This is a genomic window from Methanothermobacter defluvii (genome assembly GCF_003385755.1).
Classification (GTDB): Archaea; Methanobacteriota; Methanobacteria; order Methanobacteriales; family Methanothermobacteraceae; genus Methanothermobacter; species Methanothermobacter thermautotrophicus.
The window spans coordinates 180,420-207,247 of the sequence record NZ_QREL01000002.1 but is presented as its reverse complement, the minus strand read 5'-3'; the positions used below and the strand labels follow the sequence as shown (position 1 = coordinate 207,247).

The following is a 26,828-nucleotide window of genomic DNA, read 5'->3' as shown; positions in this document are numbered from 1 at the left end:
GGCTGAAGTTCAGGTTGAATCATGGATCTGGTGGAATGTAAATGAAAAGAATAACGATAAGGATAGGCGGGATGGGGTGCGCTGCATGCGCACTGAAGATCGAGGAGGCCCTCAGAAAACTGGATGGAATCCGCGATGCTGCGGTCAACCTGGTTGAGGGAAAGGTTTCAGTTGAGTATGACCCCCGGAGGGTTGATCTCTCCGATATGGAGGGCGCCATTGAGGAAGCCGGCTACACTGTACTCAATGAGAACATAGCCATGGCTGTGGGTGGCATGAGCTGTGCGATGTGTGTACAGAAAATAGAATCCGCCCTGAGGGGACTTGAGGGCGTAAGCAATGCCACAGTCAACCTCGCAGCTGAAAAGGCCTACATCTCCTATAACCCATCCCTGACCTCTGTGGAGGACCTCAAAAGGACGGTGGAGGATCTAGGGTACACCGTGAGCGGTCTGGAGGGTGAAGAGATCAGTGAGGACCTGAAACCAAAAATTAGAAGAATAATAGTGGGTTTCGGAGTGTCAGTCCCCCTGATGGCGATGATGTACCTCGGTCTACAGCCCCCCGGCGGGGGTATATCCATGCTGCTGGTGTCAATCATACCATTCATCTATGTCTCAGGACCGATATTCAGGGGGGCCCTCAGATCACTGAGATCCGGGACACTTGACATGGATGTAATGTACTCAATGGGTATAGGAGTGGCCTTCCTGTCAAGCATCCTGGGCACCGCAGGGATTCTACCATCCGATTTCATGTTCTATGACACCGCACTTATGCTGGCATCCTTCCTCACCCTTGGAAGGTACCTGGAGGCAGGTGCCCGGGGTAAAACGTCAGAGGCTGTGAGGAGGCTCATGGAACTCCAGCCAGACACCGCCACGGTCCTCAGGGACGGCAGGGAGGTTGAGGTGAGGATCCACGAGATAGATGTGGGTGATGAGGTAATTGTGAGACCAGGGGACAGGGTACCCGCCGATGGAAAGGTTGTGGAGGGATCCTCCTATGTGGATGAGTCCATGATAACAGGTGAGCCCCTCCCGGCCCTTAAAACACCCGGATCAGAGGTCGTTGCAGGTACAATAAACACTGACGGCATCCTGAGGTTCAGGGTTGAACGCACCGGTGATGAAACCTTCCTTTCAGGTATAATAAAACTCGTTGACGAGGCCCAGGCATCAAAGCCTCCCATACAGAGGATTGCTGACCGGGCAGTATCCTATTTCATACCCGCAGTTCTGCTTGTTGCAGCATCAGCCTTCCTCTTCTGGTACCTTGTTGAGGGTGCAGGGTTACTCCTGTCCATCACGGTTCTCATATCCGTACTTGTGGTGGCCTGTCCATGCGCACTGGGCCTTGCAACACCAACCGCTGTCACAGCGGGTATAGGCAGGGGCGCTGAACTTGGAATACTCATAAAGAAGGGTGAGGCCCTTGAGGTATCCGACAGGATATCGTGCGTGATCTTCGATAAAACAGGCACACTGACACTGGGAAGGCCCAGGGTCACAGACATGGTTGGTGATGTGCTGGGCCTGGCAGCGGCTCTTGAGAGAAAATCCAGGCACCCCATTGCAGCTGCAGTAACTGAGAGGGCCGAGGAGGAGGGGGTTGACGTCCCGGAGGCCGAGGACTTCCGGGCCATACCCGGCATGGGACTTGAGGGAAGGGTGGACTCACACCATGTACTTGCAGGTAACCGGGCCCTCATGGAGAAATACGGCATCCCCCTGGAGCACTGGGACCCTGAAAAATTTGAATCAGATGGGAAGACGGTGGTCATAGTCGCAGTGGATGGCGAGGTGAAGGGGATCATAGCGGTCTCAGATGAGATAAAGCCTGGTTCAGCGCGGGCTGTCAGGGAACTGGAGAGGATGGGAATAGGCACTGCAATGATAACCGGGGACAACAGGAAAACCGCGGAGGCTGTGGCCCGTGAGGTGGGGATAGGGACCGTGATTGCAGAGGTCCTCCCACAGGATAAGGCAACAAGGGTGGCCGAGCTTCGAGAGAGGGGTGAAGGAGTCGCCTTTGTCGGGGACGGTATAAACGATGCCCCCGCACTTGCAGAGGCCGACCTCGGAGTGGCGGTTGGTAGCGGAACAGACATAGCCAGGGAGGCCGGTGAGGTGGTCCTCATGGGAGATGACCCCCTTGATGTTCCAGCGGCCCTCCAGCTGGCAGGGAAGGTCATATCAAGGATCCGGCAGAACATCTTCTGGGCCTTCGCCTACAACGTTGTGCTGATTCCACTGGCTGCCGGAGCCCTTTACCCCCTGGGAATCGTATTCAGACCAGAATACGCGGGTCTGGCAATGGCCCTCAGTTCAGTGACAGTGGTATCCCTCTCACTCACCCTCAGGGGATACACCCCACCTGCAAGAAGGTTGAGGGAGAGGCAGGGAGAAGGTTAATCTCAGGAGCTGGAGCGTAAATCGTTAGAGGAATACGTCGAGTGAGCTCTGTTTTGAGCGGTCACTTTCAAAGAGGGAGTTGACACCGTACTCCAGTATCTCGATGCGCTGCATCAGGTAAGGATCTATGGGGTACCTTGATGCGAGTTCCTTTGATATCTCAAGGTACTTTATGACGGAACCCTTGGAGACGGTGAGCACAAGGTTACCCCCGCATCTGCACTCCCCGCTGAGGGGTATGCGACGGTACTTCCGGTTGCACTTTGTGCACCGGACCTTCTGGCGTGAGAAGGCCCTTATGTTACCCATCATGTCAGGGAGGAAGTGTGACATGAGGACTCCCTCAACAACACTCCGCTGATCAACGGCCCTTATCTTCTCTGCAAGGGTTATCTGTGATTCCACCTTCTCCTTCATGGTCGGTAGCAGCTTGTAGAGGCACACCTTCGGGCCCTCATCTATCCGGGAAGTGTTATGAGAGAACATGAGGCCAGTGTACTGTTCAGGCTTCCCGAGGCGCTTCTCAACGTTGTCTATAACATCAAGCACTTCCGATGGCCTCGGGTGGTCAAAACTCCTTTCATAGACCTCCAGGGGTATCATGTCCATGGCGTCTATGTTGTGGGATTCATCATCGATTTCCTCTGGATCTATCCTGGTGGATAAAACAAGGGGGGCGTCCATGCTGCCACCCCTTGAACTGGGTAGATAGGACTTTGAAAAGTTGAGGAGGGCGTCCAGTAGGAGCATCACCGAGTCCTCATCACTGTCGCAGTTCCTCCTCTTGGCTGAATGGAAGTAGGGGTGGGCGTAGCATGCAGATGCACCTGTAAATCCTATGATTCTTCCAAGGACAGCTGCAGAGGTGTGGGGTGCTAGGCCGGCTATCAGGTGACCCACAAGGTCCTCCCTTGTTTTAACATTGTAGAACCTTTCAAGGTCATAGAACCTCTCGAGGAGGTCATCGACGAAGTTTGCAACCCTCAACAGGTAGTCTGCACAGTCCTCGGAGATGACAACATCCTGGACCCTCAGTTCAAGTATCTGGTCCTCATCCTCAAGTTCATCTCCATAGCAGTCCCTGGTGTAGCCAAGCTCCCTGAGCCTTTCAACACTCACACCCACCTCACGGGGCGTGAAGTGTGTCAGGGGGAGGTCTGTGGAATCATGGCGTATCGTGGCATCCTTGAAGGTGTAAACATCATTTTTGGCCCTCAGTATACCCTTTTCGAGGGGTTCAGGGAATTTTTCGCTGGATATCATACCCTCAACCCCCTTTATTTCATCTAACTTACGCACAGAAACATTTTCAGCCGCCCTTTTCAGAAGGGCCGCCAGGTTGATATTTCTCTTACCTGGCTCTCCTATCACGGTCCTTGAGCCGCAGCTCGGGCAGATGGACTGCATGGAGCTGACCCTGCATGATGGACAGGTGGCACGTCCTATTTCAACGGTAATGGAACCCTTCTTTGCAGCGTCGGGTATGTTACGCCGGCTACCCCCATACTTTCCGATGGGGAAGAGGACATGGGGGGCTGGTCTCATCTTTCTCTCCTTGGTCTTTTCAGGCCGCCCGACACGTGTGCCGATGTAGGTGGGGGCCTTCTTCATTATTCTGACCGGGGAGACCCTGTTCAGTGCCTCCACAGTATCAGATGAATCCTCAAGGGGCTTCCTGAGGGTCTTTATAAGTGCATGGGCGTCATCATACCCTATAACTACCCTGGAATCCTTCACCCTGTGAGGGACCCCAAGGATCTCCAGTATCCTCTTCTCTGGTCTGAGCTCAAGAACTAGTTCATCCTCCAGCTGTGAGGTGTTAAGCCACTCCCTGAGCATGTTGAGTTCCCTGACGGTCACATCATGATAGAAGTAGGTGTAGCGTGGATGCAGGGGTACATCGTATTCCTCTGAAATCCTGAAGGCATCCCCGGCACTCACCTCCAGTTCATTCCAGCGGGTCCTGTAGTATGATAGGTTGAGGGGGTCGTCCCCGGGATATTTAGGGGATGAGAGGATGGTCTGCATCCACCACTCCTCGCACCAGCCCGCCGGCATCAGGACGTGGTTGTTCCTTAAAAATTCACCGAAGGCCACCAGCATATCACCGAGGAAGAGTATCTCCTCAACCTCTGACCTGACCCGGGACGCGGTTTCAGCATCCTCAATCCGTATAACGTCACCGTTCCTGAGTTTGACCACGGGTCCATCTATTGTGTCGACCGGGACCACACAGTTACCCTTACCTGGCCTTTCGATTTTCATCTGGGTCCCGACGGCCAGAAACTGGAGGAGCTCCATTGTGGCAGGGTGCACCCCCATGGCTGCAAGGCCGGTGTTACGGGCCCTCCCGTACCTCAAACGGAAGGCACCCTTCTCTGAGGGGTAGGCAAGGACGGGTCTTCCACCTATTATATCCTCAACGTATTTGCTGTCTGCCTTCACAACAACCTTTTCCTCTCCTTCACCCTTCTTGGGTGCCTTTGAGAACTTTTCAAGCCAGTCCCAGCCCTCAAGTTTCAGCTGCTTGGCATACTTGAGGACCTTGGGTGCCTTCTGTATAACCCCCTCAACCATGGCCAGGAGGGCGCCCCCACGGATGTTGTTTGTTTCAACCCTTTCAAGGTCCCTGTGGGACACCTCCACCTTATCCGTGGGTTCCCCTGTCACCTCAACAGGGATTTTGCTGGCTGCAAGGCGCACCTCATCGGGCTTCGGTGAGTACTGGAGGTTCGTGACCTCTGATTCATAGAGTTCAACCTCCTCAACGTACCTTTCAATCTCCCTCTCTACTGGTTTGTACCTGTCCAGACCCACAGCCAGGCGTATGTAATCTGCTATGAGGACTGAGAGGGCGGCGGCTGTACCCCCTGCGCTCCTGATGGGCCCTGCGAAGTACACTGCCAGGTACCTGGATTTGTCGAAGTTTTCCTTTATCCTGACTTTGGCTATACCCTCAAGGGGCGCTGCAACCACGCCCTCAGTGAGTATTGCAAGGGCGGTCCTCAGGGCCTGATCTGCCAGTTTTTCCCTCTCCTCGGGGTCATCGTCGGGAACAGCCTGGGAGGCTATCTCAGCCGCGATCTGGAATGCAACCTCCTCACGTCCCCTGTCAGCTTCAAGTTCCTTTATTCTCCTGGCTATTCCCTCGGGACCAACAAGCCCCTCAACACGTTCAGCAAGATCCTTGGCAAGCGGTATCTCAGGGGTGGTGCTTACATCAAGCCCCCTGGACCTCGCCTTTCTTGCGATCTCATAGAGGCGTTCTGTCTCCCTTTCAAGCTCATTGAAGTAGTCCATCATGATACATCACACGTAAACCTGAACTCCATTGAATTGTCTTTCAATAATCTGTGGATGTCCTTCAGTTTCAGCTAGTGAAACTTATATTATATGGTATCTGCAGAGATATAATAAGTTTTATACATCAAACTTATGGTGATTTTTCATGGCAAAGAAGGATAAGAAGACACTTCCACCCAGCGGTGCAGGTCTTGTAAGGTACTTTGAAGAGGAGACAAAGGGACCGAAACTCACACCGGAACAGGTAGTTGTGATGAGCATAATACTGGCAGTGTTCTGCCTTGTACTCAGATTTTCGGGATGATCAAGGAGTGTTAAGATGGCCATTCATCCAGTTGAATTCAGGTACGGGACACCCGAAATGAGGGTTATCTGGGAGGCTGAAAATAAGCTCCAGAAGATGCTCGACGTTGAGGCGGCCCTTGCACAGGCAGAGGGCGAACTTGGAATTATACCTGCTGAAGCGGCCTCTGAGATAGTCAGGAAGGCCAGCACAGAATTTGTAACCCTTGAAAGGGTTAATGAGATTGAGAGGGACACAAAGCATGATATAGCATCCCTTGTAAAGGCCCTTGCAGAGCAGTGTGAGGGTGACGCAGGGGAATATGTGCACTTCGGTGCAACATCCAATGACATTGTTGACACATCCAATTCTCTGCTTCTCAGGGACTCAATCTCGGTTCTCAGGGATAAACTCACCAGGGTACTTGAGGTTCTCCTTGATCTGGCGGATGAAAACAGGGACAGGGTCTGCATCGGAAGGACCCATGGACAGCACGCCCTCCCAACCACCTATGGCATGAAATTCGCCATCTGGGCAGATGAGATCCACCGGCAGCTGGAGCGCCTTGATGCGTGCAGTGAAAGGCTCTGTGTCGGGATGATGACAGGGGCCGTCGGGACCACAGCGGCCCTGGGGGAGGAGGGCCTGGAGGTCCATGAGAGGGTCTCAGAGATACTGGGACTCAGACCGGTCCTGATATCCAACCAGGTCGTCCAGAGGGATAACCATGCAGAGTTCATAATGGTCCTTGCCAACATAGCCACAACCCTTGATAAGATAGCCCTCGAGATCAGGAACCTTCAGAGGACAGAGATAATGGAGGTTGGAGAGAAATTTGACCCTGAGAAACAGGTGGGCAGCAGTACCATGCCTCATAAGATGAACCCAATAACTGCAGAGAGGATATGTGGTATTGCGCGTGTTATAAGGTCCTATGTTGTCGCGGCCCTGGAGAACAACCCATTATGGCATGAGAGGGACCTCACAAATTCATCATCCGAACGCATAATCCTTCCTGAGGCATGCATCCTCACGGACTACATACTTAAACTGACACTGGATGTCCTCTGCAACCTCGTCTTCTACCCTGAGAATATTAAGAGGAACCTTGAATTCACAGGAGGCCTGATAATGGCGGAGAGGCTCATGGCTGAGCTAACAAGGAGGGGCATGGGTCGGCAGACAGCATATGCAGCTGTACGCCAGTGTGCCATTGAGGCCAGCAGGACAGGAAGAAGCCTCAGGGATGTGGTCCTTGAGAGATCCGAGATCATGGATTACCTTACAGTGGAGGACCTTGAGGAGATAATGAACCCTGAGACCTACATCGGATCAGCCAGGAGGATGGTTGAGAGGGTCCTTGAGGAATCAGAAAAATGGCTCTGATCGGTCTGGAAGACACATATTCTTCTTAATACCTCAAAAAATCTTCTCATAAATTTTTATATGTCCTGCCACCATAAATTAATATGGTGATAAGATGGATTTAAAAGAAATAAAGTCTGTGAGGGTTGTTCCCTACACAATAATGAACTCCTCCATAGGGGCGATATGGGCATTCATATTCGCTCTCCTGATCCTTATATTCGCTGGGGCAATTTCATCTGCCCTTCCAGCTGAAGTAAGGTCTCTTGGGGGGATAATTACTGGCATATCCGTCGTTGGACTGGTGGTCCTGCCGGTGGGTGTATTTCTGCTCAGCATCGTGGAATCTTTTCTGTGGGCATACATTTACAATGGACTGACACCACGCCTTGGAGGCATCAAGCTTGCTCTGATAGCTATGGAGAAGGTGGAGTCCTTTGACATCGTGAGCACATCACTGATACTCTCCGCGGTGGCAGCGCTTCTGAACTTCATATACCAGCTTTTAGCAGCCCCTCTCCAGTGGATATTCTTCAACACCGTGGCTAACATTGCAAAGACAGTTGAACCATCTGCTGTATCAAGCATGGCTGCGGTTGGATCTGCAACGGCACTCGGGACTGTCATAAACATCGTGTTAACACCGGTAATGACATTCATAGCATCCTTCGTGATAATTGCCATAGGCCTCCTCCTCTACAACTTCCTGGCACCCCGGATAACACCCATAAAACTGAAACTCAGCGAGTTCGGTGAGGGCCTTGTGAGTATAGATGGGATAGAGGCCATACCACTTGGACTCATAACCGGGTCAATCGCCGCGGTCCTTGGTTTAATAGTGGGGCTAATAGCACTGATCATTTTAGCCATTGCAGGAGAGTACACTGCAGGTATCCTCATACTTGTGGCTTTAACAGTCGGCGCATTCATCTGGGCATTCATAGCATATGCAGTCACAGCCCTCTTCTACAATGTACTGGCACCAAGGATAGGTGCAGTTCAGATAAGGCTCGAATAGAGGTTTTATTCCCAATTAATTTTTCTTTCTGCCAAAAACAGACCGGGTGATGCAGAGACCCTTAATTTCCCCCATACGAACAGTCCCCAATATGAATGCCTTATTAAATGAATAATATATAACATACATTTAAACCCTTATAAAGGTGTTACCAGGCAGCCGATGCTTTTCAAGGGGTCACATTTAATATGGATGCTGGACATAAAATTACTTAGACATTAGATTTTATAAGGAGTTATGTGGTGATCCTGTGATTGATGATTCACGTCTTCTGGCTGCAATGCCAACAAAGGCAGAAACATGTGTACTGAAAAATAATGGTGTAAGGGAAAAATTCAGCCATGAAAAGCTTGTAAAATCCCTCCTGAACCTGGGGGCCAGTTTATGGACCTCCGAGAATGTGGCCTCAGAGGTTGCAAGGTCTGTCTACAATGGAATAACCACCAAGGAGATAAAGATCCTGGTCTACGACTCCCTCAGGAAGGTGGATGAGGAACTGGCAGATCGTTACCTTGCAGCCAACAGGCTCAGGGTGAGGACATCAAGGGATAAGATAGAGACCTTTGACCAGAAGAAGATAGAGGACAACCTCATAAGGGAGACTGGCGCCTCAGAGGATGTTGCAAGGGAAATCGCCACCGAGGTCTGGAGGGAGCTCAAGAAACTGAACGTGGAATACCTCACAGCCCCCATGATAAGGGAGGTTGTTAACACAAAGCTCATAGAGCACGGCCTTGAGACCCTCAGGAAGAGGTACACACGTCTCGGGATCCCGGTCTACAACATCACAAACCTCATAGAGAACGGCTCCAGGGACAACGCCAACATGATCCATAACCCTGAAACCGTCCACAAGTACGTGGCTGATGAGGCCCTCAAACAGTACTCACTGCTCCACATACTCCCCTCCAGGCTCGCAGACGCCCACATGTCAGGCGACATACACATCCATGACCTCGAATTCTTCGCTGCACGGCCACTTAACTGCCTGCAGCACGATCTCCGGCTATTCATAAGGCACGGGCTCCGGGTTGATGGTACAGGGGATCACACATCAGTTGCAGGACCACCAAAGCACCTGGAGACCCTAATGAACCATGCAGGGGAGATAATGCTTGCATCCCAGCAGAACATGTCCGGCGGCCAGGCCATGAGCCTCTGGAACGTCTTCGTGGCACCCTTCGCCTCAGGGCTGCCCTATGAGAAGATCAAACAGGCGGTCCAGATGTTCATATTCAACCTCAACATGGCCTACGCTGCAAGGGGAAGTCAGGTACCATTCACAAGCATAAACCTGGAGTTCGGGGTCCCTGAGTTCCTTGAGGACGAACCAGCCTATGGGCCCCGCGGGGAGTATGCTGGTGTATACGGTGACTTCGCTGAGGAGGCAAGGCTGCTCACAAGGGCCTTCACTGAGGTCCTCCTGGAGGGTGATGCCGATGGGAAGCCCCACCTCTTCCCCAACACCATATACTCCCTCCGGAGGGAGACCTTCAGGGGGGAATTCGATGAGGAACTGAGCCTGGTCCATGAACTGGCATCCAAGTACGGGACAGCCTACTTCATAAACATGCTGGCGGATTACAGGGGCAAGATGGCAAACTACATGGGCTGCCGTACGAGCCTTGCAGATAACTGGACAGGTGACTGGGAGAAGGACTGCCTCAGGACAGGAAACCTTGCCTACATAACCCTCAACCTCCCCAGGATAGCCTACCAGTCACGGGATGATGATGAACTATTCGAGTACCTTGATGAGTACATTGACATGGCGGTTGAGGTGCTCAGGATAAGGAGGAGCCAGGCTCAGAGATGCCTGGACGACTACCACCTGCTCCCATTCCTCTCCCAGGAGATAGACGGTGAGAGGTACTACCGTATAGAGAATGCGACAATGAGCTTCGGATTCACGGGACTCAATGAGATGCTCGAGTACCACCTCGGGGCAGGTATACAGAGCCCTGAAGCCAACAGGTTCGGCCTGAGGGTCATAGAGCACATAAATGAACGTGCAGCTGAACTCAAAAAGGAGACAGGATGGCGGTGGAGTGTCCTCCAGACACCTGCGGAGTCCACAGCCCACAGATTCGCAATGCTGGACCATGAGCATTACCCTGAGGAGGCTGTGCTCCAGGGCACCGAGGGGGCATACTACTACACCAACTCCAGCCACACACCTGTGAATGCAGAGGTGGACCTTGTTGAGAAGATAAGGATCGAGGAGAAGTACCACCCATTGACACCTGGCGGGCACATATTCAATGCATGGCTGGGTGAGGCGAAACCTGACCCAGCAGCCCTTGAGGGCCTCACCAGGAGGATCTGCAGGAGGAGTGACATAGGATTCTGGGCGTACAGCAATGCCCTGAGCTTCTGTCTGAGGTGCAAGACCCTCATGAGGGGTCTGCAGGATTCCTGTGCACGTTGCGGCGAGAGGGATGAGGTTGAGTGGTATGACAGGATCACAGGTTACGTACAGCAGGTGGGCCGTGCCAAGTCCTCAAGCGGTGGCTGGAACAGGGGTAAACAGCAGGAACTTCTTGATAGACGAAGAATAGACCTCTGAGTTTAATATGGTTTCAGCCACTAACTGAATCTCTTTTATTTTTGCCGGTATGCCAATAGCTAATTTCTCAGTTGAATGACAGAGAACAAACCAGTGCCTCAATTTTCAATATTAGAAGGTAGCCAGCCGTGACAGAATAAAAAATAGAAGAGAAGCTGATGTTCTTTTTCAAGTGCTTTGGTGTCTATCCTGACCGTGACAGAATAAAAAAATAGGAGAGAAGCTGGAGAACCACTGGGAGGATTCAATCTTCAGGGAAACCTCACAGGAACGGTCTGGGACTCTGATGAGCCACCGAATCCATGTGCTATCATGGTGTGCCTTCCTGCATCGCCTGCCACAACGAGAACAACATCAGCGGGGCTCCTGGTTATATGGACCATGCCATCCACAATGAGACCCTCATCCAGCTTCCTCCCCCCACGGTCAGCCATCTCTGCAGGTACAACAGCTCCCTCATGGATATAGTTTTTAACATCATCCCGTGTCCATCCATGGGATGCAAGTGTCTCTGCATGTTCCGGGCTCATAATCACAAGGAGCTCCCCAGGGACGTGGCTGTTGTTACAGCCGGCGGTGGAAGCTGTATGGATTATGGTGTCAAGGAGGTCCTCGGGTCTCTGGCTACGGTGGTCATTCACGTTATGGGGAGCCTCAACCCCCAGGAGGGTCACCGCACTATCTTCACCTGATAGGCCCCTCTCAACGTGTAAAGGTTCCCAGGGGCTCTCCTCCTCATTCTCTGCAAGGCAGTAGGTGTACTTTGCAGGGGAACCCATGGTGGCATGGTCCCCAACACCGGGCACAGCCCCGGCTATGTTCATGAGGCAGAGCCTCAGTGCACGCCCAAGGCTTGCACCTGGAAGGTTTCCAGGTCCAAGGCACCCTGCCCCTGGATTGAAGTTCAGATCCCTGACCACGGGTCCGTTGACCACCACCGCGACTGATACAGGATGGGTTGTGGCGTTTATACCTGCAAGGTTGAATTCATCCCTTCCGATACCCTCAATGCATGATTCAAGGAGCGGCATCATCTGGGGTATGCAGCCAGCCATGACAGCATTAACAGCCACCTTCTCCACAGTCGCAATCCCCATCCGGGGGGGTAACGTCGCTATGACATCCCCGGGTTTTCTGGCTGTGTATCTGTAGAATTTCTCCACACGTCCCCTTGTGGGGGGTATGATGGGGAGACCATCGGTCATCCTCTTCTCATAGAACTCAAGGCTGACCCTCTCAGGGTCGGGGTCTACCATGACCTTCATATCCTCCTCTGATGAACCGCAGAGCCTGTTATCATCCAGGAGGTCATCTATGAGGCATCCGCAGGATTTGTCAATTTTAACCAAACTATCACCTCAGATGGTCCACTATGGCGGGCATAATCTTCCTGGCCTTCCTGAGGATCTCCTCAGTTTCCAGTCCAGCCACGGGATGTTCTATCTCAACTATCCGGAGGCCCGGCATCCCATGGGCGGCTGCAAGTTTCTCTGCATATTCCCTGAAAGTGTCTGAACAGATGGAGATTGTTGGAACCCCCATGCCCTCCAGACGAATCGCGTCAAGGATCACCCAGGTTGTGCAGGAGCCGCAGTCACCCAGGGCGAGTATGCAGAGGTCCCCCTCCCCGGCCCTGTTTATCTGGTCCTCTGATGCAGGCGCACCGGCGGGTTTCTCAGACCACAGGAACCTTAAACCTTCAAGGGAGGACTCAACAGCCTCAAGTATGGTCCTGGCCCCGGGTTTGGTGTTGTCGAGGAGGGTGACTGTCTTAACATCACCCACCCCGTTGACAGGCATCTCATCCATGCATGTATCTGCCAGAGGGTCCATCACATCCCTTTCAACAATCCTGACCTTCATTTCAGGCCTCCAGTCTTAGCCTCCTTATCACGAAGTCCCTCTCAAGTGAGAGGAGGAATGAAGCCGCCCTTGGCCCCATCTTCTTACCTATGAGGACCCTGTATATTGCCTGGAATGCCTTCTGGGGTTTAAGTCCATGCCTTCGGAGTATGCTGTACATCTCGTCGTGGAGTTCCTCGGCGGTCATCTCCCTGGACTCCATGAGGTCCGCAACGTCCTGAAGGAATTTCAGCTGCGGCTCTGATAATTCAACATCAGGGAGCTCCTCCCGAACCTGGAACTTGACGAATTCAGGAGCATAGAGTCTCAACCAGTTTTTAACGTTCTCTATACGCTCATTCAGCTGTTCGAGCTGTTTATCTGTGAGCTGATCCAGTTCAAGGTCCATTAACTCCTCTGGAAGCTGTGAGTTTCTCCTGAGGATATCATAGAGCCTTTCAGGGTCATCACCCGCGATCTGGCAGGCAACCGTCATGAAGCGGTAGGAGGGCCGGAGGGGTAGATCGAATTCCTCTATCATTGAAACCCTGTAGATGTTCCTGAGCTTCTGCTCCTCCTTCTCTGATGCAGCATCCTCCATCCCATAGTAGATCCTCTCTGTCCGGTCGAACTGGTCCATCAGGTCAAGGAAGGGCATGTCCGGGTTGAAATCCTTGTGCTTCATGGGCTTGCTCCTGAATATGAAGTAGTTGAGGCTCTCAGGAGGTCCTATCTCAAGCCACTGGCCCGGTGTGAAGAAGACACCCCTTGACTTGGACATGGCCTCACCCCGGAGGGTTATCCACTCGTAGGGAACAGGGTAGGGTGCAGGATAGTCAAATATCTCCTCGGATATGATGCTGCTGACGTCATAGGAACCGCCACTTGCTGCATGGTCCTTACCGAAGGGTTCACAGGTGACGCCGAGGATCTTCCACCTTGCAGCCCACTCAACTCTCCAGGTGAGTTTACCGAGCCCCGATTTTATATCCATCTCCCCATCGAAGCCGCATTCGCACCGGTACCAGACGGTATCCCCACTAAAGTCATAGGCCTCCGTCGTGTTCACGCGGCCACACTTCTCACAGATCGGGTTGTAGGGTAGCCAGTCATCCCGCAGGGGCCTGTCCCTGAACCTGTTGAATATCTCCCTTATCTCAGGGGCCCTTTCAAGGGATGTTCTTATGTAGTCATTGTAGAGGCCCTCGGTGTACATACGGGCCCCGGAGTAGTGTTCGACGCCTATCCTGAACCTTCCAAGGGCCTCCAGGAAGGGCCTCTGGAAGTGTTCGACGAAGCTCTCACAGCAGCCCTCAGGGCAGGGTATCATGGAGTAGGGCACCCCGAGGTACTTCTCGTAGCTTTCAGGGAGGGGGTAGGGTACCTTTCTGAGGGGGTCGTGGTCGTCGGCTATCCAGACGGTCCTTGATTTGAACCCGTCCTTTTTGAGGGATTTGGCTATGGAGCTTGCTATGAAAACGTCGCAGGAATTACCTATGTGTATTGAGCCGGATATGGATGTTCCGCTGGCAACAACGTGCTCTTCAACATCTCTCTCCTTCAGTTCATCAGCTATCCTTTCAATCCAGTGCTTCAAAGAGATCACCTGTAAAAAACGTGATAGAATCAGTGCAACAAAAAAGTGTGTGAACTTCAAAATATATTAATCTTCTCTAAAAAAAGGAGTGGGTGGTTCAGTCGAAGATCCTTGTATCTGCACTGTCAAGCCACTCGTTAACGATCTTGACCGCGCAGTATTCCCCACACATTGTACAGGTATCAGGGTCCTCAGGGGGCCTCTCATCCCTTATACGCCTGGCTTCAGCAGGGCACATCGCGGCATCGAACTGGGCCTCCCAGTTGAGCTTCTTACGGGCGTTGGCCATTTCGAGGTCCTTCTCCCCGTTGTGGATACCCTTGACCATGTCCCCCACATAGGCACCTATCCTTGTTGCTATGACACCCTCCTTCACATCATCCGGGTATGGGAGGGCAAGGTGCTCCGCCGGTGTGACGTAGCATATGAAGTCTGCACCTGCAGCAGCTGATGCGGCAGCCCCTATGGATGACACTATGTGGTCATAACCGGCCCCTATATCCGTGACTATGGGTCCCAGCATGTAGAATGGGGCTCCCCTGCAGAGTTTCTTCTGGAGTATCACATTGGCCTTTATCTCATTGAGGGGTATGTGGCCCGGGCCCTCAACGATGGTCTGGACACCGGCCTCCCTTGCCCTGTCAATTAGTTCACCGAGTACTATGAGCTCCTGTACCTGGGCCCTGTCGGTTGAGTCTGCGATGGCACCGGCGCGCATGGCGTTGGCCATGGAGAGCACAAAGTCATGTTCCTTTGCAATCTCCAGTATGTAATCGAAGTTCTCATAGAGGGGGTTTTCCAGTCCATTCTCAACCATCCAGGCGGATACAAATGCGCCTCCCCTGCTCACAAGGCCACCCTCACGGCCCTGCCTTTTGAGCCTCCTCAGGGTTTCCCTGTTGACACTGCAGTGGATGGCCATGAAGTCTATACCATCCTTTGCCTGTTTCTCGATGGCCCTGAACATAACGTCCTCGTCCATGTATATGGAGGCTCCCTTTTCCCTTATGGTCTCAATGGCTGCCTGGTAGACAGGTACGCTTCCAACGGGTATGGGTGAGATGTCAAGGATTCTTCTCCTTATCTCATCCAGGTCCCCGCCAACTGAGAGCTCCATGAGGGTGTCTGCCCTGTTTTCAATTGCAATGCGGGCCTTCTCCTCCTCCATATCAAAGTCGACGATGTCTGTGGATGTTCCTATGGTGGCGTTGACCTTGGTCCTCAGACCGGCGCCTATACCGACAGCTGCAACCTCTTCACGGTTAAGGTTGCTTGGGATGGCTATTTTACCACTGGCAACTCCTCTTCTCACAAACTCTGGGGTGACGTTCTCTGCCTCCGCCACCGCTTTCATTTCATCTGTTATAACACCTTTTTTAGCTTCATCCATTTGAGTCATGTAATCACCCTTCTGGTTTGACCCTTAACCCGTGAGGGTATGATCTGGATCAGCGGAAATGAGATATATGGATATCATATTGATTGGTTCCATCCAGTTATAAAAACTACTGTTTCAGTCCCCGTTAATACTCTTAAGGAGTCTTTGATGTCTCCCCTATCGCCGGGACCATGGCTTGCTGCCTGCTACGCCTGGTGTATCATGTTTGTCAGAGTCTGGGTGGGCCCCCTCATATCGGGGGTTCATAGCCCCACTGTGCAGTGAAGCGTTTCACGGCCTTTCCTGTGTCAGGGATGTTTGTCTGGGTACCCTCATCCTCGACTATGAATGATGCAACTGCAGATGCGAACCGCCCACAGGTTTTGAGGTCCGCGCCCCGGAGGTAGGCCCTCATGAAGCCTGCCCGGTAGGAGTCCCCGGCCCCTGTGGGGTCAACCGCCTCCCGGGGTATTGCGTCTATCTTTATCACATCATCGGAGTATATGATGCTCCCCTCTTTCCCGTAGGTCTTAACCACCACCCCCGGTCCCATCTCCCGGAGTCCATGGATATCCACCGACAGTTTGCTGCATATGCGATCTATTTCATGGTGGTTCCCAAATAGTATGTCGCATACACCAACGGCCCTTTCAAGCTGGCTGCGGGAGTACATGTGGAGGTCCTGCCCCGGGTCAAAGCTTATTATCTTACCGAGGGACCTTGCAAATTCACCGCACCTGCAGTTGAAGGATGGGTCACCGGTTGCAAGGTGCACTGCACGGGCAGATTTTATGGCATCCTCAGGTGTCTCGGCGTCTTTGAAGTACCTTGCAGCGCCCCAGTAGAAGTAGCTTATCTGGTTGTGATCAGAATCGGTCATCACAAAGGCTGTTGGGGTGCTTTCATCCGCCACCAGGATCATGGATTCAATATCTATACCACTTGACTCCAGGAGCTCCCTGTACTCTGAACCCTCAAAGTCGCCTCCAACCGCGGATACAAGGGATGTTCTAAGACCAAGCCTTGATCCCACCAGGGCGACATTTGCGGCTGCTCCCCCATGAAGGTTCCTCATGCGTTTTATGGCTGTTGATGTGTTTGGTTCTGGAAATTCATCCAGATGTATTATGTAATCGAAGGCGGTATGTCCAACAGCAAGAAGGTCTCTGTCTTCACTCATATGATCACCTGAAAAATATGGGGTTAATTCTGTTGGGGTTGGTTTATAATGTGATTGGATTATTCGTTATAGATGGATTGGGCCTAGTTCTGTTGAGCATCCTTTATTGGTTGGGGCTTTATAATTTGAGGCGGATTAAGGTGATTGTTATAAAAATGTGGTCCTCAAATTTCATGCAGGGAACTGATCCCAGAAATGGTTTTTCAGCGGGGTTTCATGCTCAGTGAAGCGGCTCAAAGCCGGATTCAGCAACCAGGGCCTGGCCCTCACCAGTGATAAACTCAATCAGTTCATCGACCCACTCTCTATCACGGCACCTCACTGCACTTATAACGTGCCTTGTCTCCTCCCTCAGGATGTCCGAGCCACTGAACTGACTCGCACTTAAGAACGTAAGCAGCTCCGGGTCATTCATGACAATTCTGTGGGCATGATATGGGGATCTCACCTCCCTGACAACCTCAAATTCCACACCAGCCTCTGAGAGGACCTCCCATGCCAGCCTCTGGGCAGAACCCGAAACCCCCACAAAGCAGGAGCCATCAAGGGCCCTGATATCACTGATACCCCTGCCAACAAGGACCAGGTGGTCATAGGCGACAGGAACAAAATCCAGGTCCCTCCGGTATGCCTGGAGGGGATCATCCAGGAATACGGCATCAAGCATGCTCCTCTCTGCTAGATGGAATGAATCCTCATCACAGCATGAAAACAGGGATGCTGACACCCCCAGACCCTCAATGGCGGCCTCTACAAGGTTTGAGGATATGTAACCAGCAGCTATCATCAGGGGCCCTGAACCCTCCAGTATTTTAATCTGGCGCATGTAGGCTCCCAGGATTTCCATGGCCTCCGGTGTGAGTTCTGATCCAGCCCCACTGCTTCTCACAAGTTTCACACCAAGGAGGGACTCGGCCCTGAGCACCCTCCTGTTGAGCACCTGTGGTGATATCCCGAGAACCATGGCGGCCCTTCTCTGTGAGAAGGTCTCTCCTATAACCCTTAGGGTCTCAAAGAACCTGTGATCAAATCTGTGCCCATTGATTTCCATTCCAGGGAGGGGCTTCATATCCATATTGACACCTTTCCTGAGCACCTATGATATTTCTGTGGCTTCAGGGTTTCATAATCAACCGGAGCATATTCCAGGCCCTTTACCGTGGCCTGGGTTTCTCAGATCCTTCTTCAGTCATGGGTTCAGGGGTAGCCCGGGGTCCTATGGGTTCAGTACATTTTATGATCATAGTAATACATTTCATCTGGATTGGAATAAGGTCTCATGGTCCGTTCCCCACTGTTTTTATATCATACAGAGTATATATTGATATAGGTGTTGCGATGATAATAAAAGAGGCTATCAGGGACATAATCCATAATCTGGAGAAGATGGAGAGGGATATTGATGAGAGAACCCTTGATAATTTCATAGAAATCCTGACGTCTGCAGCCAACGTCTTTGTCCTGGGACTTGGGAGATCGGGCCTCGTTGCCAGGGCATTTGCCATGAGACTTATGCACCTTGAAATAAACGCCTTTGTGGTGGGCGAGACCATAACCCCTGCAATAAATGAGGGTGACGTCCTGATAGCAATATCAGGTTCGGGCAGGACAAGTTACATCGTGAATGCAGCATCCATCGCCCGGGAGAGGGGTGCAAAGGTCGTGGCAGTAACATCATACCCTGACTCTGACCTCGCAGGGCTGGCAGATCTTACTGTGACCATAAAAGGAAGGACAAAGATTGACGGTGAGAAGGATTACATGAAGAGGCAGATGAGGGGCAACCATCACTCAAGAACACCCCTTGGAACACTCTTTGAGATATCAGCCCTGGTATTCCTGGACGGCATCATAGCTGAACTCATGGAGAGGTTTGATAAGAGGGAGGAGGATCTGCACCACAGGCACAGCTCCTTTGATTAGCCATCATGGCAGAACAGTGAAATGGAGCATCATTAACAGGCCACGGGGCATCGGATTCAGAAACTCAGGTTTTTCAGGATGTCCCGGTTCAGTTAATTTTTATTATCTGTTTATCTGTTCAGTCTGGTATTACCAGGGTGTCCAATCTCTCTATTCTGAGAACCGATCCCTAAATTATCCTCTCAGGGTGGCTGTATATATTGAATCTCTTCCCGCGGACGAAACCGAGCATTGTAAGACCCGTCCGCTGGGCAGCATCATACCCTGAGGATGTTGGGGCGGCGTTGGACGCTATGATCGGTACCCCTGCACGGACGACCTTTATGAGCATATCCGCGGGCATTCTACCACTATAGACAATGAAACTCTCCCCGAAATTAACACCATCCATCGCACCGGAGCCTATCACCTTATCGACAGCCACATGCCTGCTGACATCCTCAAAAACCCTGAATTCATCACCTGTTACAAGTGCAGCCACATGGGTACCTCCGGTCATCCTCCAGACAACCGCAGAGTTCACCATACGCTTGAATGCCCTGAATATGTCATCAGCCCTGACCCTGAAGTCTGAATCAACGGGTTCCACCATTTCCACCCTCTGCCTCCAGCCACCGAAACAGTCGGAGCCCATCACAAGCTCCCTTCGTATATCAAGATCTCCTGATTCTATCTCAGCATCGATTATGTTATCACTGATTTCAATGGATAATATATCATCGACGGAGTCCACCAGACCCTCACCAAGGAGGTAACCTGTTGCAAACTCCTCAAGGGCCTGGGGGCTTGCAGTGAAGCGCTGATCCATACCACCATTTATCCTTATACGCACCTCAATGTCATTAACGACTTTTTCAAGGACCCTTCTCCTTTCATCGTCCACACGGAAAGCATCAACCTCTCTGTACAGTGACATGCACCCACCACCTCACATCTAAAAACATATATCCATCTTTGCTTAACAGTTAAATAATCTTTTGTCCTTAATCTATAATAGATTTGAGTTCATGACTCTCTAACCTGGAGGTTTTGAATGGATGAGGAATTAAACAGAATATTTGCGGGTTACAATGGCCATAAATCTGAAATCATACCCATACTGCAGGATATACAGGATGCATACGGTTATCTTCCAGAGGATGCCCTGGAAGAAGCAGCTCGCTTCACAGGGGTTAGCAGGACCCATGTATACGGGGTCGCCACCTTCTATGCCCAGTTCAGGTTCAAACCAAGGGGGAGAAAGCACATAATGGTCTGCACAGGAACGGCATGTCATGTCAGCGGAGCGGAACAGGTTCTCGATGCACTTGAGAGGCACCTCGGCATAGAGGAGGGGGACGTTACAGATGACATGGAATACTCACTCGAATCCGTGGGCTGTATAGGGTGCTGCTCCCTTGCACCCTGTGCAATGGTGAACGATGAGGTTGTATCACGCATAAAACCATCAAGGGCAGGTAAAATATTCCCAAAAAAGTCTTAGAGTGTCTTAAATGATCGAAAAAATTGCAGGGGACTCCCTGAAGGAATACATGTCCCTCTTCAGGGGCGAAGCTACCATACTTATAGGTTCAGCCACCTGTGGAAGGTCTGCAGGGGCCCAGAAGATAGAGGAGATAATGAGGCAGAGGGCAGCAGAACTCTCAGTTGAGTGCAGGATCATACACACAGGCTGCATGGGCCTCTGCTACGCCGAGCCCATGGTGGTCGTGTTCAACGGGGATAGCCGTGGTTACATCTACGGCCCGGTGAACCGTAAACTCGCAAAGAGGATAATCCAGGAGCACCTGGTGGAGGCGGGGGAGGCTGGACCCATAGGTTCTGTGGACATCGCCTTCAATGGCGACTCATTTGAACCGGTTTACACTCTGGAATTCATGGAGGGACAGTCAAGGAGGATACTCCGAAGATGCGGCCTTATAGACCCTGAAAACCTGGGACACTACCTTGCAACCGGAGGCTACAGAGGCCTCATGAGGGCCCTTGAAATGGAACCTGATGAGGTAATTGAGGAGATTAGGGGCTCCGGCCTCAGGGGCCGCGGAGGCGCAGGATTCCCGACATGGCTCAAATGGAGTCTCTGTCGCCAGGAGGCCTCAGAAATGAAGTACCTCATTTGCAACGCCGATGAGGGAGACCCGGGGGCCTTCATGAACCGTTCACTCATAGAGGGGGATCCACATGCCCTGCTTGAGGGGATACTCATAGCCTCATATGCAGTGGGTGCCAGGGAGGCCTACATCTACTGCAGGGCAGAGTACCCACTTGCCCTTGAGAGACTCAGGGGAGCCATATCTGATCTGAGAAATCTGGGACTCCTCGGTAAGGATATCCTCGGGTCAGGTTTCGACCTGGATATAAAGATAAAGGAGGGTGCAGGGGCATTTGTCTGTGGAGAGGAAACAGCCCTGATATCCTCAATTGAGGGTAAGAGGGGAATGCCAAGGACAAGACCCCCATTCCCAACAACAAGGGGCCTCTGGGGCAAACCCACCGTTATAAACAATGTTGAGACCCTTGCAGCTGTTTCAATGATAATGCAGCACGGTGCAGACTACTTCAACTCCATGGGAACCCCTGAAAGCAGGGGAACCAAGACCTTCTCCCTTGTGGGCGATGTCAGAAGAACCGGCCTCATTGAGGTCCCACTGGGCACAACCCTGAGGGAGGTCATCTTCGATATTGGAGGGGGAGTTGTGGATGGAGAGCTGAAAGCGGTACAGATCGGGGGACCTTCAGGGGGATGCCTCCCTGCTGAACTTATCGATACCGGTATAGACTATGACTCCCTCACATCTGCAGGGGCAATAATGGGTTCAGGTGGCCTTGTTGTTCTATCGGACCGCACATGCATGGTTGAACTTGCAAGGTACTTCCTTGAGTTCACACAGAGGGAGTCCTGTGGAAAATGCGTACCCTGCCGCGTGGGGACAAGGCAGATGCTCATGATACTCAATGATATCGTGGAGGGTTCGGGAAGACTTGAAGACCCGGAGATCCTCAGGGATGTAGCTGAAGGTGTCAGGGCAGCCTCACTATGCGGCCTCGGCCAGACATCACCAAACCCGGTTCTGACGACACTCAGATACTTTGAGGACGAGTATCGTGACCACATAAACGGCAGGTGCACAGCCGCAGCATGCAGTGAACTGATGCACTACATCATAGACCCTGAAAAATGTGATGGATGCATGGCCTGCATCCGGACATGCCCGGCGGAGGCCATAAAGGGTTCAAGGGACGAGGTGCATGTTATAGACCAGGATGAGTGCCTCAAGTGCGGGTCATGTCTTGATATATGTAAAAAGGATGCTGTCAGGAGGGTTCCCGGCCCCTACCGCCAGGAAAACCTATTCAGCAAGGATTCATGAGAAGGAAGATGGGCGGCAGGGTACACTTCAGCTGCAGCCTTCAGGCCACACTAAGTTAGTATATTTAGATGATCCTCAAACAGCATATCCTGTTCTCAGAAACAGTTCATGGAGTGTAGTAGGGGGATCTCCTTCTTATGGCCTCAAAGAATAGTTCACGAAGTCTGTCAGTATCGTTTTCCCTCAGGGCGTCCCTGGTATCCACGAGGTTGTCGTTTCTGAGGAGGCAGGGTTTCAGCTTCCCATCAGGGGTTACCCTGAGCCTTGTGCAGTTTGCACAGAACCTTGTGTTGTCCATGGGCCTCACAACCTCGATTTCCCCCCCATCTATATAGTACTTCTTGCGGTCCTGCATGAATTTTCTGGTTCTGATCCGGTCCGCCCTCTCTGCAAGTTCCGCCTCGATGGGGGTGATGTCGCAGTGGTATCTTTCGACGGCGTCATCATGGCAACTTTCTGTTTTGAGGAGTTCAATTATCTGGAGCACAGCGCCCTTCTCACGGCAGAATTCAAACATGTCCCATATCTCGTGGTGGTTCACACCCCTGAGGATCACCATGTTTATCTTGACCGGATCAAGCCCCAAATCAACGGCACTGCTTATACCAGACTTAACCCTTTCAAGGTAATCCTTCCGGGTTATGAAGCGGTAGGTCTCAGGGTTGAGGGTGTCAAAGCTCACGTTGACCCTGTCAAGTCCAGCTTCGCTCAAAGCAGCGCTGTACCCTTCAAGGAGGGTGCCGTTGGTTGTTATGGATATGTCCCGGAATCCGATGTTATTTATCCTCTCAACTATTTCAACTATATCATCCCGTATGAGGGGCTCTCCACCTGAGAGACGTATCTTCCCCACACCGAGGTCGGAGGCAACCCTGCAGAGCTTCTCTATATCTGCAGCCGACAGCTCTTCCCTGGATGAGATCATTCCGTCCTTGTGGCAGTAGATACAGTTAACGTTGCAGCGAACTGTTATGGATAGCCGCAGTGACATAACCGGTCTTCCGTGTCTGTCTTGGACATGCATTTTTTACCTCTGAAATTGGGTGGATGCCATTATATGGTTTCAGTCACCTGCCCATGACTGAGCTCCATGTGGACTATTTTATGATGAGATCAACCCTTCCATTCTTAAGGCTTTCTGTTTCGAGGGCATCAATCATACCCCTCACAGTCTTTGATATGAACTCCTGGACGAAGGGGTTTAGAGGGACAGGTTTTCCATCGATCCTGAGGAGAACCCTCTCGGGCTGACTCCTGCAGTCAACATCATCAGCCTCTCCACGGATCTTGGCCTCTCTGAACTCTCTGCATGAGCTGAAACCGCATTTCTTGCAGTTGAGGTCCTGCAGCAGACCATAACTCCTCCTTTTCAGGAGATCAATGAGCTCATCCACATCCTCCAGGGTGAATGGATCAACAACCTTCACTGTGAAGTCGCCGGGCGTGGAGGTTGATACGCTGGCATACTCCATCTCCTTGAAGCCTTCAACTATGAGGAAGTCCAGGTCATCAAGGATCTCAAGGGTGCCAGCTATCTCCTCAAGGCCCATCTCCCTTTCAAGGAGGAAGAAGGTTTCCCTCCCACTCCCGGCGACGATCTCTGCACCGGCCCTCCTGTGCTTATCAGTATCCTTCCCAGGGAAATCAAAGCCGGTATGGGTATGTTTAAGTGTCGCGACCCTGTAGCCCTCATCAGTGAGTTTTCTCACGAGTTTTTCCACAAGTGTGGTCTTTCCAGTGTCCTTTGTACCGGTAACGCCGATGATCTTCATCCTCTTCACCTCACCCTCTCTACTCATAACTTTTATCTATATCTCTTGATAAATTCCTAATCATAAATAAAATCAGCTGAAAATGATATGAAGTGGACTGTTAATTTTAGAATAGATGGAAGGGAACTTGAGGCTGAACATGGCATGACCGTCCTTGAGGCGGCCCTTGCAAATGACATATACATCCCCCACCTCTGCTTCAGGGAGGGTATCGAACCCTTTGGGGGATGCAGGCTGTGTCTGGTGGAAAACGATGAGGGACGTCTTGTAACGGCCTGTGAAACTCCTGTAGAGGATGGTGCGAACTTCGTATCTGAATCAGAGAGGATAAATAGTATCAGGAGAACTGTGCTATCCCTTCTGATATCAGAGCACAGCAGGGACTGCCTTTCATGCCCCTCATCAGGGGACTGCCGTCTCCAGGAGGTCTCATCCTATCTTAATCTGACAGAGGATGACCTTTCGAGACTCAGACCCGATTTACCTGAAGCAGAACCAGATGAATCAAACCCCTTTTTCGTTAGAAACCATGATAAGTGCATTCTTTGCGGTTTATGCGTAAGGGTCTGCAAGGCTACCGGTGCAGAGGCCATAGATTTTGCCTACAGGGGACATGACACCAGGATATCCACCTTCATGGACAGGGCCATCATCGAATCAAGCTGTGTGTCCTGCGGGGAATGCGTGGAGGTCTGCCCTGTGGGGGCCCTTGTTTCAAGGAGAGAGAAACCCTTCACCGAGGTGAAGACGGTATGCCCCTACTGTGGTGCTGGCTGCGGCATCTACCTTGGTGTGAGGGGGGACCGGGTTGTGAGTTCAAGGGGAGACCCTGATAATCCGGTTAACAGAGGTAAACTATGTGTTAAGGGTAGATTCGCATTGAATTTTGTAAACAGCCCTGAAAGACTTAAAAAGCCACTCATAAAGGTCGGTGACAGCTTCATTGAGGTGGAGTGGGAGGAAGCCTTATCCAAAGTGGCCGAGAGGTTATCAGAGTACAGGGGTGATGAGTTTGCTGCAGTTGCATCTGCAAAGTGCACCAATGAGGAGAACTATATCCTTCAGAAGTTTACGAGGACCGTGATGTTATCCGGTAACATCGACCACTGTGCAAGGCTCTGCCATGCACCCTCCATAAGGGGCCTCAGCATGACGCTGGGTAGCGGTGCAATGACAAACTCAATAGCTGAACTTGAAGATTCAGCATGCATCCTGGCGGTGGGGACCAACCCCACCGAGACACACCCCATAACGGCCTACAGTGTAATCAGGGCCATCAGCTCAGGTGCAAAGCTGGTGGTCATTGACCCAAGGAGGACGAGGATCTCGGAGCTTGCAGACATCCACCTCCAGAACAGGCCCGGGTCTGACATTCCATTGATCATGGCAATGTGTCGTTTCATCATTGAGGAAGGCCTCCATGACAGGGTATTCGTGGAGTCAAGGACAGAAGGCTTTGATGAATTCAGGGATGCGGTCATGGCCCTGGACCTGGAGGAGGTTGAAAACCTCACCGGTGTTGAAGCCGAGGATATAAGAAGGGCTGCAATCACCTACGCATCAAACCAGCCGGCCTCCATCATATACTCAATGGGCATCACCCAGCACGTTGATGGTACCGCCAATGTGATTGCACTTAGCAACCTCGCCCTCCTTACAGGTAACCTCGGTAAACCATCTGCAGGCATAAACCCGCTCAGGGGCTAGAACAATGTCCAGGGAGCCTGTGATATGGGGGCACTTCCGGATCTACTCCCCGGCTACCAGGGACTGGATGGGTCATCGAGGTTCTCTGATAGATGGGGTTCACCCATACCGGGACCCGGGATGACGCTACCTGAGATGTTTGACGCCGCCCTGGAGGGACGTTTGAGGGCCATGTACATAATGGGTGAGAATCCCCTGATCAGTGAACCTGATGCTGAGAAGACCCGGAAGGCCCTTGAAAGTCTTGATTTTCTTGTTGTCCAGGACATATTCCTGACAGAGACTGCTGAGCTTGCTGATGTCGTTCTTCCGGCATGTGCATGGGCAGAGAAGGATGGGACATTCACCAACACCGAGAGGAGGGTTCAGCTGCTCAGGAAGGCCCTCGATGCCCCCGGGGAAGCAAGGACTGACTGGGAGATACTCTGTATGCTGGCAGAGAAGATGGGGGCTGAGGGCTTTGATTATGGATCATCCTCGGAGATATTCAGTGAGATAGCAGCACTCGTGCCATCATATGCCGGCATATCATATGAGCGGCTTCAGGATGGTGGCATACAGTGGCCCTGCACATCTGATGAGCATGAGGGCACACAGTACCTGCATTCTGAGAGATTCTCAACACCCACAGGCAGGGCTTCATTTATCCTGCCAGAGTATCAGGAAAGGGATGTCTCAGAGGAGTATCCATATGTCCTTGTAACCGGTCGCAACCTCTACCAGTACCATACAAGATCCATGACAGGGCGCGTGCCGGAACTTGATTCATTCTCTGAGAGTGAGGAACTTCTCATTAACCCTCTGGATGCAGCAGACCTCGGAGTTGAGGATGGTGACACGGTCCTCGTGAAATCAGAGAGGGGGTCTCTGGAGGTGAGGGCAAGGGTTGCAGGGGAGGTCATGGAGGGTGTTGTCTTCATGACATTCCACTTTGCAGAGACCCCGGCAAATCTCCTCACCGGGGGAGGGCGTGACCCGGCATCAGGGATGCCTGAACTGAAATTCACACCCGTCACCATAAAGCCTGTGGGGTAGCCACACACCTCTATATATATTTTTCTATTTGATTTTTGTAGAAAATTATTATATGGGCGGCGGTCAAATGTGTG

General features: G+C 51.8%; 18 protein-coding genes and 1 pseudogene. 9 read left to right on the top strand and 10 right to left on the bottom strand.

Annotated elements, in window-relative coordinates; translation table 11 throughout:
• The first annotated feature begins 41 nt into the window (after nt 1-41).
• A complete protein-coding gene (locus C7452_RS06825; RefSeq protein WP_115892648.1) occupies nt 42-2,414 on the top strand; it encodes a heavy metal translocating P-type ATPase in 2,373 nt (790 codons plus the stop codon).
• Nucleotides 2,415-2,438: 24 nt separating this feature from the next.
• Here the strand turns inward: C7452_RS06825 and polC are convergent, their stop codons facing one another.
• Complete coding sequence (gene polC / locus C7452_RS06820) at nt 2,439-5,714, bottom strand: DNA polymerase II large subunit (protein ID WP_048176670.1); 3,276 nt, start codon at nt 5,712-5,714, stop codon at nt 2,439-2,441.
• A gap of 148 nt (nt 5,715-5,862) precedes the next feature.
• On the opposite strand from polC, the gene C7452_RS06815 reads away from it, so the two are divergent.
• From C7452_RS06815 to nrdD, 4 genes are all read left to right on the top strand, one after another.
• Nucleotides 5,863-6,021: a preprotein translocase subunit Sec61beta gene (locus C7452_RS06815; RefSeq protein ID WP_013294958.1), complete on the top strand. Its 159-nt coding sequence runs from the start codon at nt 5,863-5,865 to the stop codon at nt 6,019-6,021.
• Nucleotides 6,022-6,036: 15 nt separating this feature from the next.
• Nucleotides 6,037-7,386: an adenylosuccinate lyase gene (gene purB, locus C7452_RS06810; RefSeq protein ID WP_048176052.1), complete on the top strand. Its 1,350-nt coding sequence runs from the start codon at nt 6,037-6,039 to the stop codon at nt 7,384-7,386.
• Nucleotides 7,387-7,480: 94 nt separating this feature from the next.
• A complete protein-coding gene (locus C7452_RS06805; protein ID WP_048176054.1) occupies nt 7,481-8,383 on the top strand; it encodes a hypothetical protein in 903 nt (300 codons plus the stop codon).
• 280 nt (nt 8,384-8,663) lie between these two features.
• The gene (gene nrdD, locus C7452_RS06800) at nt 8,664-10,949 is read left to right on the top strand and encodes an anaerobic ribonucleoside-triphosphate reductase (RefSeq protein WP_173402650.1); all 2,286 of its coding nucleotides are present in this window, start codon (nt 8,664-8,666) and stop codon (nt 10,947-10,949) included.
• Nucleotides 10,950-11,200: 251 nt separating this feature from the next.
• Here the strand turns inward: nrdD and C7452_RS06795 are convergent, their stop codons facing one another.
• From C7452_RS06795 to C7452_RS06765, 6 genes are all read right to left on the bottom strand, one after another.
• A complete protein-coding gene (locus C7452_RS06795; protein WP_052457411.1) occupies nt 11,201-12,298 on the bottom strand; it encodes a hypothetical protein in 1,098 nt (365 codons plus the stop codon).
• Nucleotides 12,299-12,302: 4 nt separating this feature from the next.
• Nucleotides 12,303-12,812, bottom strand: a complete 510-nt coding sequence (locus tag C7452_RS06790) for a UGSC family (seleno)protein (RefSeq protein ID WP_048176055.1) — start codon at nt 12,810-12,812, stop codon at nt 12,303-12,305.
• A 1-nt stretch (nt 12,813) separates the two neighbouring features.
• Entirely contained in the window at nt 12,814-14,388 is a 1,575-nt protein-coding gene (gene lysS, locus C7452_RS06785; RefSeq protein WP_048176057.1) for a lysine--tRNA ligase, read from the bottom strand.
• A gap of 97 nt (nt 14,389-14,485) precedes the next feature.
• A complete protein-coding gene (gene thiC, locus C7452_RS06780) occupies nt 14,486-15,787 on the bottom strand; it encodes a phosphomethylpyrimidine synthase (RefSeq protein ID WP_048176058.1) in 1,302 nt (433 codons plus the stop codon).
• A gap of 229 nt (nt 15,788-16,016) precedes the next feature.
• Nucleotides 16,017-16,946, bottom strand: a complete 930-nt coding sequence (locus C7452_RS06775) for a carbohydrate kinase family protein (RefSeq protein WP_048176060.1) — start codon at nt 16,944-16,946, stop codon at nt 16,017-16,019.
• A 220-nt stretch (nt 16,947-17,166) separates the two neighbouring features.
• Entirely contained in the window at nt 17,167-18,021 is an 855-nt protein-coding gene (locus tag C7452_RS06765; RefSeq protein WP_048176063.1) for a LysR family transcriptional regulator, read from the bottom strand.
• Nucleotides 18,022-18,284: 263 nt separating this feature from the next.
• Between C7452_RS06765 and hxlB the strand changes: the two genes are divergently transcribed.
• Entirely contained in the window at nt 18,285-18,869 is a 585-nt protein-coding gene (gene hxlB / locus C7452_RS06760; protein ID WP_048061311.1) for a 6-phospho-3-hexuloisomerase, read from the top strand.
• A gap of 169 nt (nt 18,870-19,038) precedes the next feature.
• Here hxlB and fdhD read toward each other — a convergent pair whose 3' ends face one another.
• Complete coding sequence (fdhD, locus tag C7452_RS06755; protein WP_048176065.1) at nt 19,039-19,785, bottom strand: formate dehydrogenase accessory sulfurtransferase FdhD; 747 nt, start codon at nt 19,783-19,785, stop codon at nt 19,039-19,041.
• Between the two features lie 117 nt (nt 19,786-19,902).
• On the opposite strand from fdhD, the gene nuoE reads away from it, so the two are divergent.
• On the top strand, nt 19,903-20,352 hold the full coding sequence (nuoE, locus tag C7452_RS06750; RefSeq protein ID WP_048176066.1) for an NADH-quinone oxidoreductase subunit NuoE: 450 nt from the start codon (nt 19,903-19,905) through the stop codon (nt 20,350-20,352).
• A gap of 10 nt (nt 20,353-20,362) precedes the next feature.
• Nucleotides 20,363-22,240: an NADH-quinone oxidoreductase subunit NuoF gene (locus C7452_RS06745; RefSeq protein WP_052457413.1), complete on the top strand. Its 1,878-nt coding sequence runs from the start codon at nt 20,363-20,365 to the stop codon at nt 22,238-22,240.
• 106 nt (nt 22,241-22,346) lie between these two features.
• Here C7452_RS06745 and moaA read toward each other — a convergent pair whose 3' ends face one another.
• Together moaA and mobB are read right to left on the bottom strand one after the other, a co-directional pair.
• Nucleotides 22,347-23,264, bottom strand: coding sequence for a GTP 3',8-cyclase MoaA (moaA, locus tag C7452_RS06740; RefSeq protein ID WP_048176068.1), 918 nt, complete (start codon nt 23,262-23,264; stop codon nt 22,347-22,349).
• Between the two features lie 73 nt (nt 23,265-23,337).
• Nucleotides 23,338-24,039 carry a molybdopterin-guanine dinucleotide biosynthesis protein B gene (gene mobB, locus C7452_RS06735; protein ID WP_231855281.1) on the bottom strand — a complete coding sequence of 234 codons (702 nt, stop codon included), beginning with the start codon at nt 24,037-24,039 and terminating at the stop codon, nt 23,338-23,340.
• A gap of 60 nt (nt 24,040-24,099) precedes the next feature.
• Between mobB and fdhF the strand changes: the two are divergent.
• Nucleotides 24,100-26,754: pseudogene (gene fdhF / locus C7452_RS06730) on the top strand (formate dehydrogenase subunit alpha).
• The last annotated feature ends 74 nt before the right edge of the window (nt 26,755-26,828 follow it).

Coding starts and splice junctions, on each gene's coding strand:
- C7452_RS06825 (WP_115892648.1), top strand. CDS start 42: ATGAAAAGAATAACGATAAGGATAGGCGGGATGGGGTGCGCTGCATGC.
- polC (WP_048176670.1), bottom strand. CDS start 5,714: ATGGACTACTTCAATGAGCTTGAAAGGGAGACAGAACGCCTCTATGAG.
- C7452_RS06815 (WP_013294958.1), top strand. CDS start 5,863: ATGGCAAAGAAGGATAAGAAGACACTTCCACCCAGCGGTGCAGGTCTT.
- purB (WP_048176052.1), top strand. CDS start 6,037: ATGGCCATTCATCCAGTTGAATTCAGGTACGGGACACCCGAAATGAGG.
- C7452_RS06805 (WP_048176054.1), top strand. CDS start 7,481: ATGGATTTAAAAGAAATAAAGTCTGTGAGGGTTGTTCCCTACACAATA.
- nrdD (WP_173402650.1), top strand. CDS start 8,664: ATGCCAACAAAGGCAGAAACATGTGTACTGAAAAATAATGGTGTAAGG.
- C7452_RS06790 (WP_048176055.1), bottom strand. CDS start 12,812: ATGAAGGTCAGGATTGTTGAAAGGGATGTGATGGACCCTCTGGCAGAT.
- thiC (WP_048176058.1), bottom strand. CDS start 15,787: ATGACTCAAATGGATGAAGCTAAAAAAGGTGTTATAACAGATGAAATG.
- C7452_RS06775 (WP_048176060.1), bottom strand. CDS start 16,946: ATGAGTGAAGACAGAGACCTTCTTGCTGTTGGACATACCGCCTTCGAT.
- C7452_RS06765 (WP_048176063.1), bottom strand. CDS start 18,021: ATGGATATGAAGCCCCTCCCTGGAATGGAAATCAATGGGCACAGATTT.
- hxlB (WP_048061311.1), top strand. CDS start 18,285: ATGATAATAAAAGAGGCTATCAGGGACATAATCCATAATCTGGAGAAG.
- fdhD (WP_048176065.1), bottom strand. CDS start 19,785: ATGTCACTGTACAGAGAGGTTGATGCTTTCCGTGTGGACGATGAAAGG.
- nuoE (WP_048176066.1), top strand. CDS start 19,903: ATGGATGAGGAATTAAACAGAATATTTGCGGGTTACAATGGCCATAAA.
- C7452_RS06745 (WP_052457413.1), top strand. CDS start 20,363: ATGATCGAAAAAATTGCAGGGGACTCCCTGAAGGAATACATGTCCCTC.
- moaA (WP_048176068.1), bottom strand. CDS start 23,264: ATGCATGTCCAAGACAGACACGGAAGACCGGTTATGTCACTGCGGCTA.
- mobB (WP_231855281.1), bottom strand. CDS start 24,039: ATGAGTAGAGAGGGTGAGGTGAAGAGGATGAAGATCATCGGCGTTACC.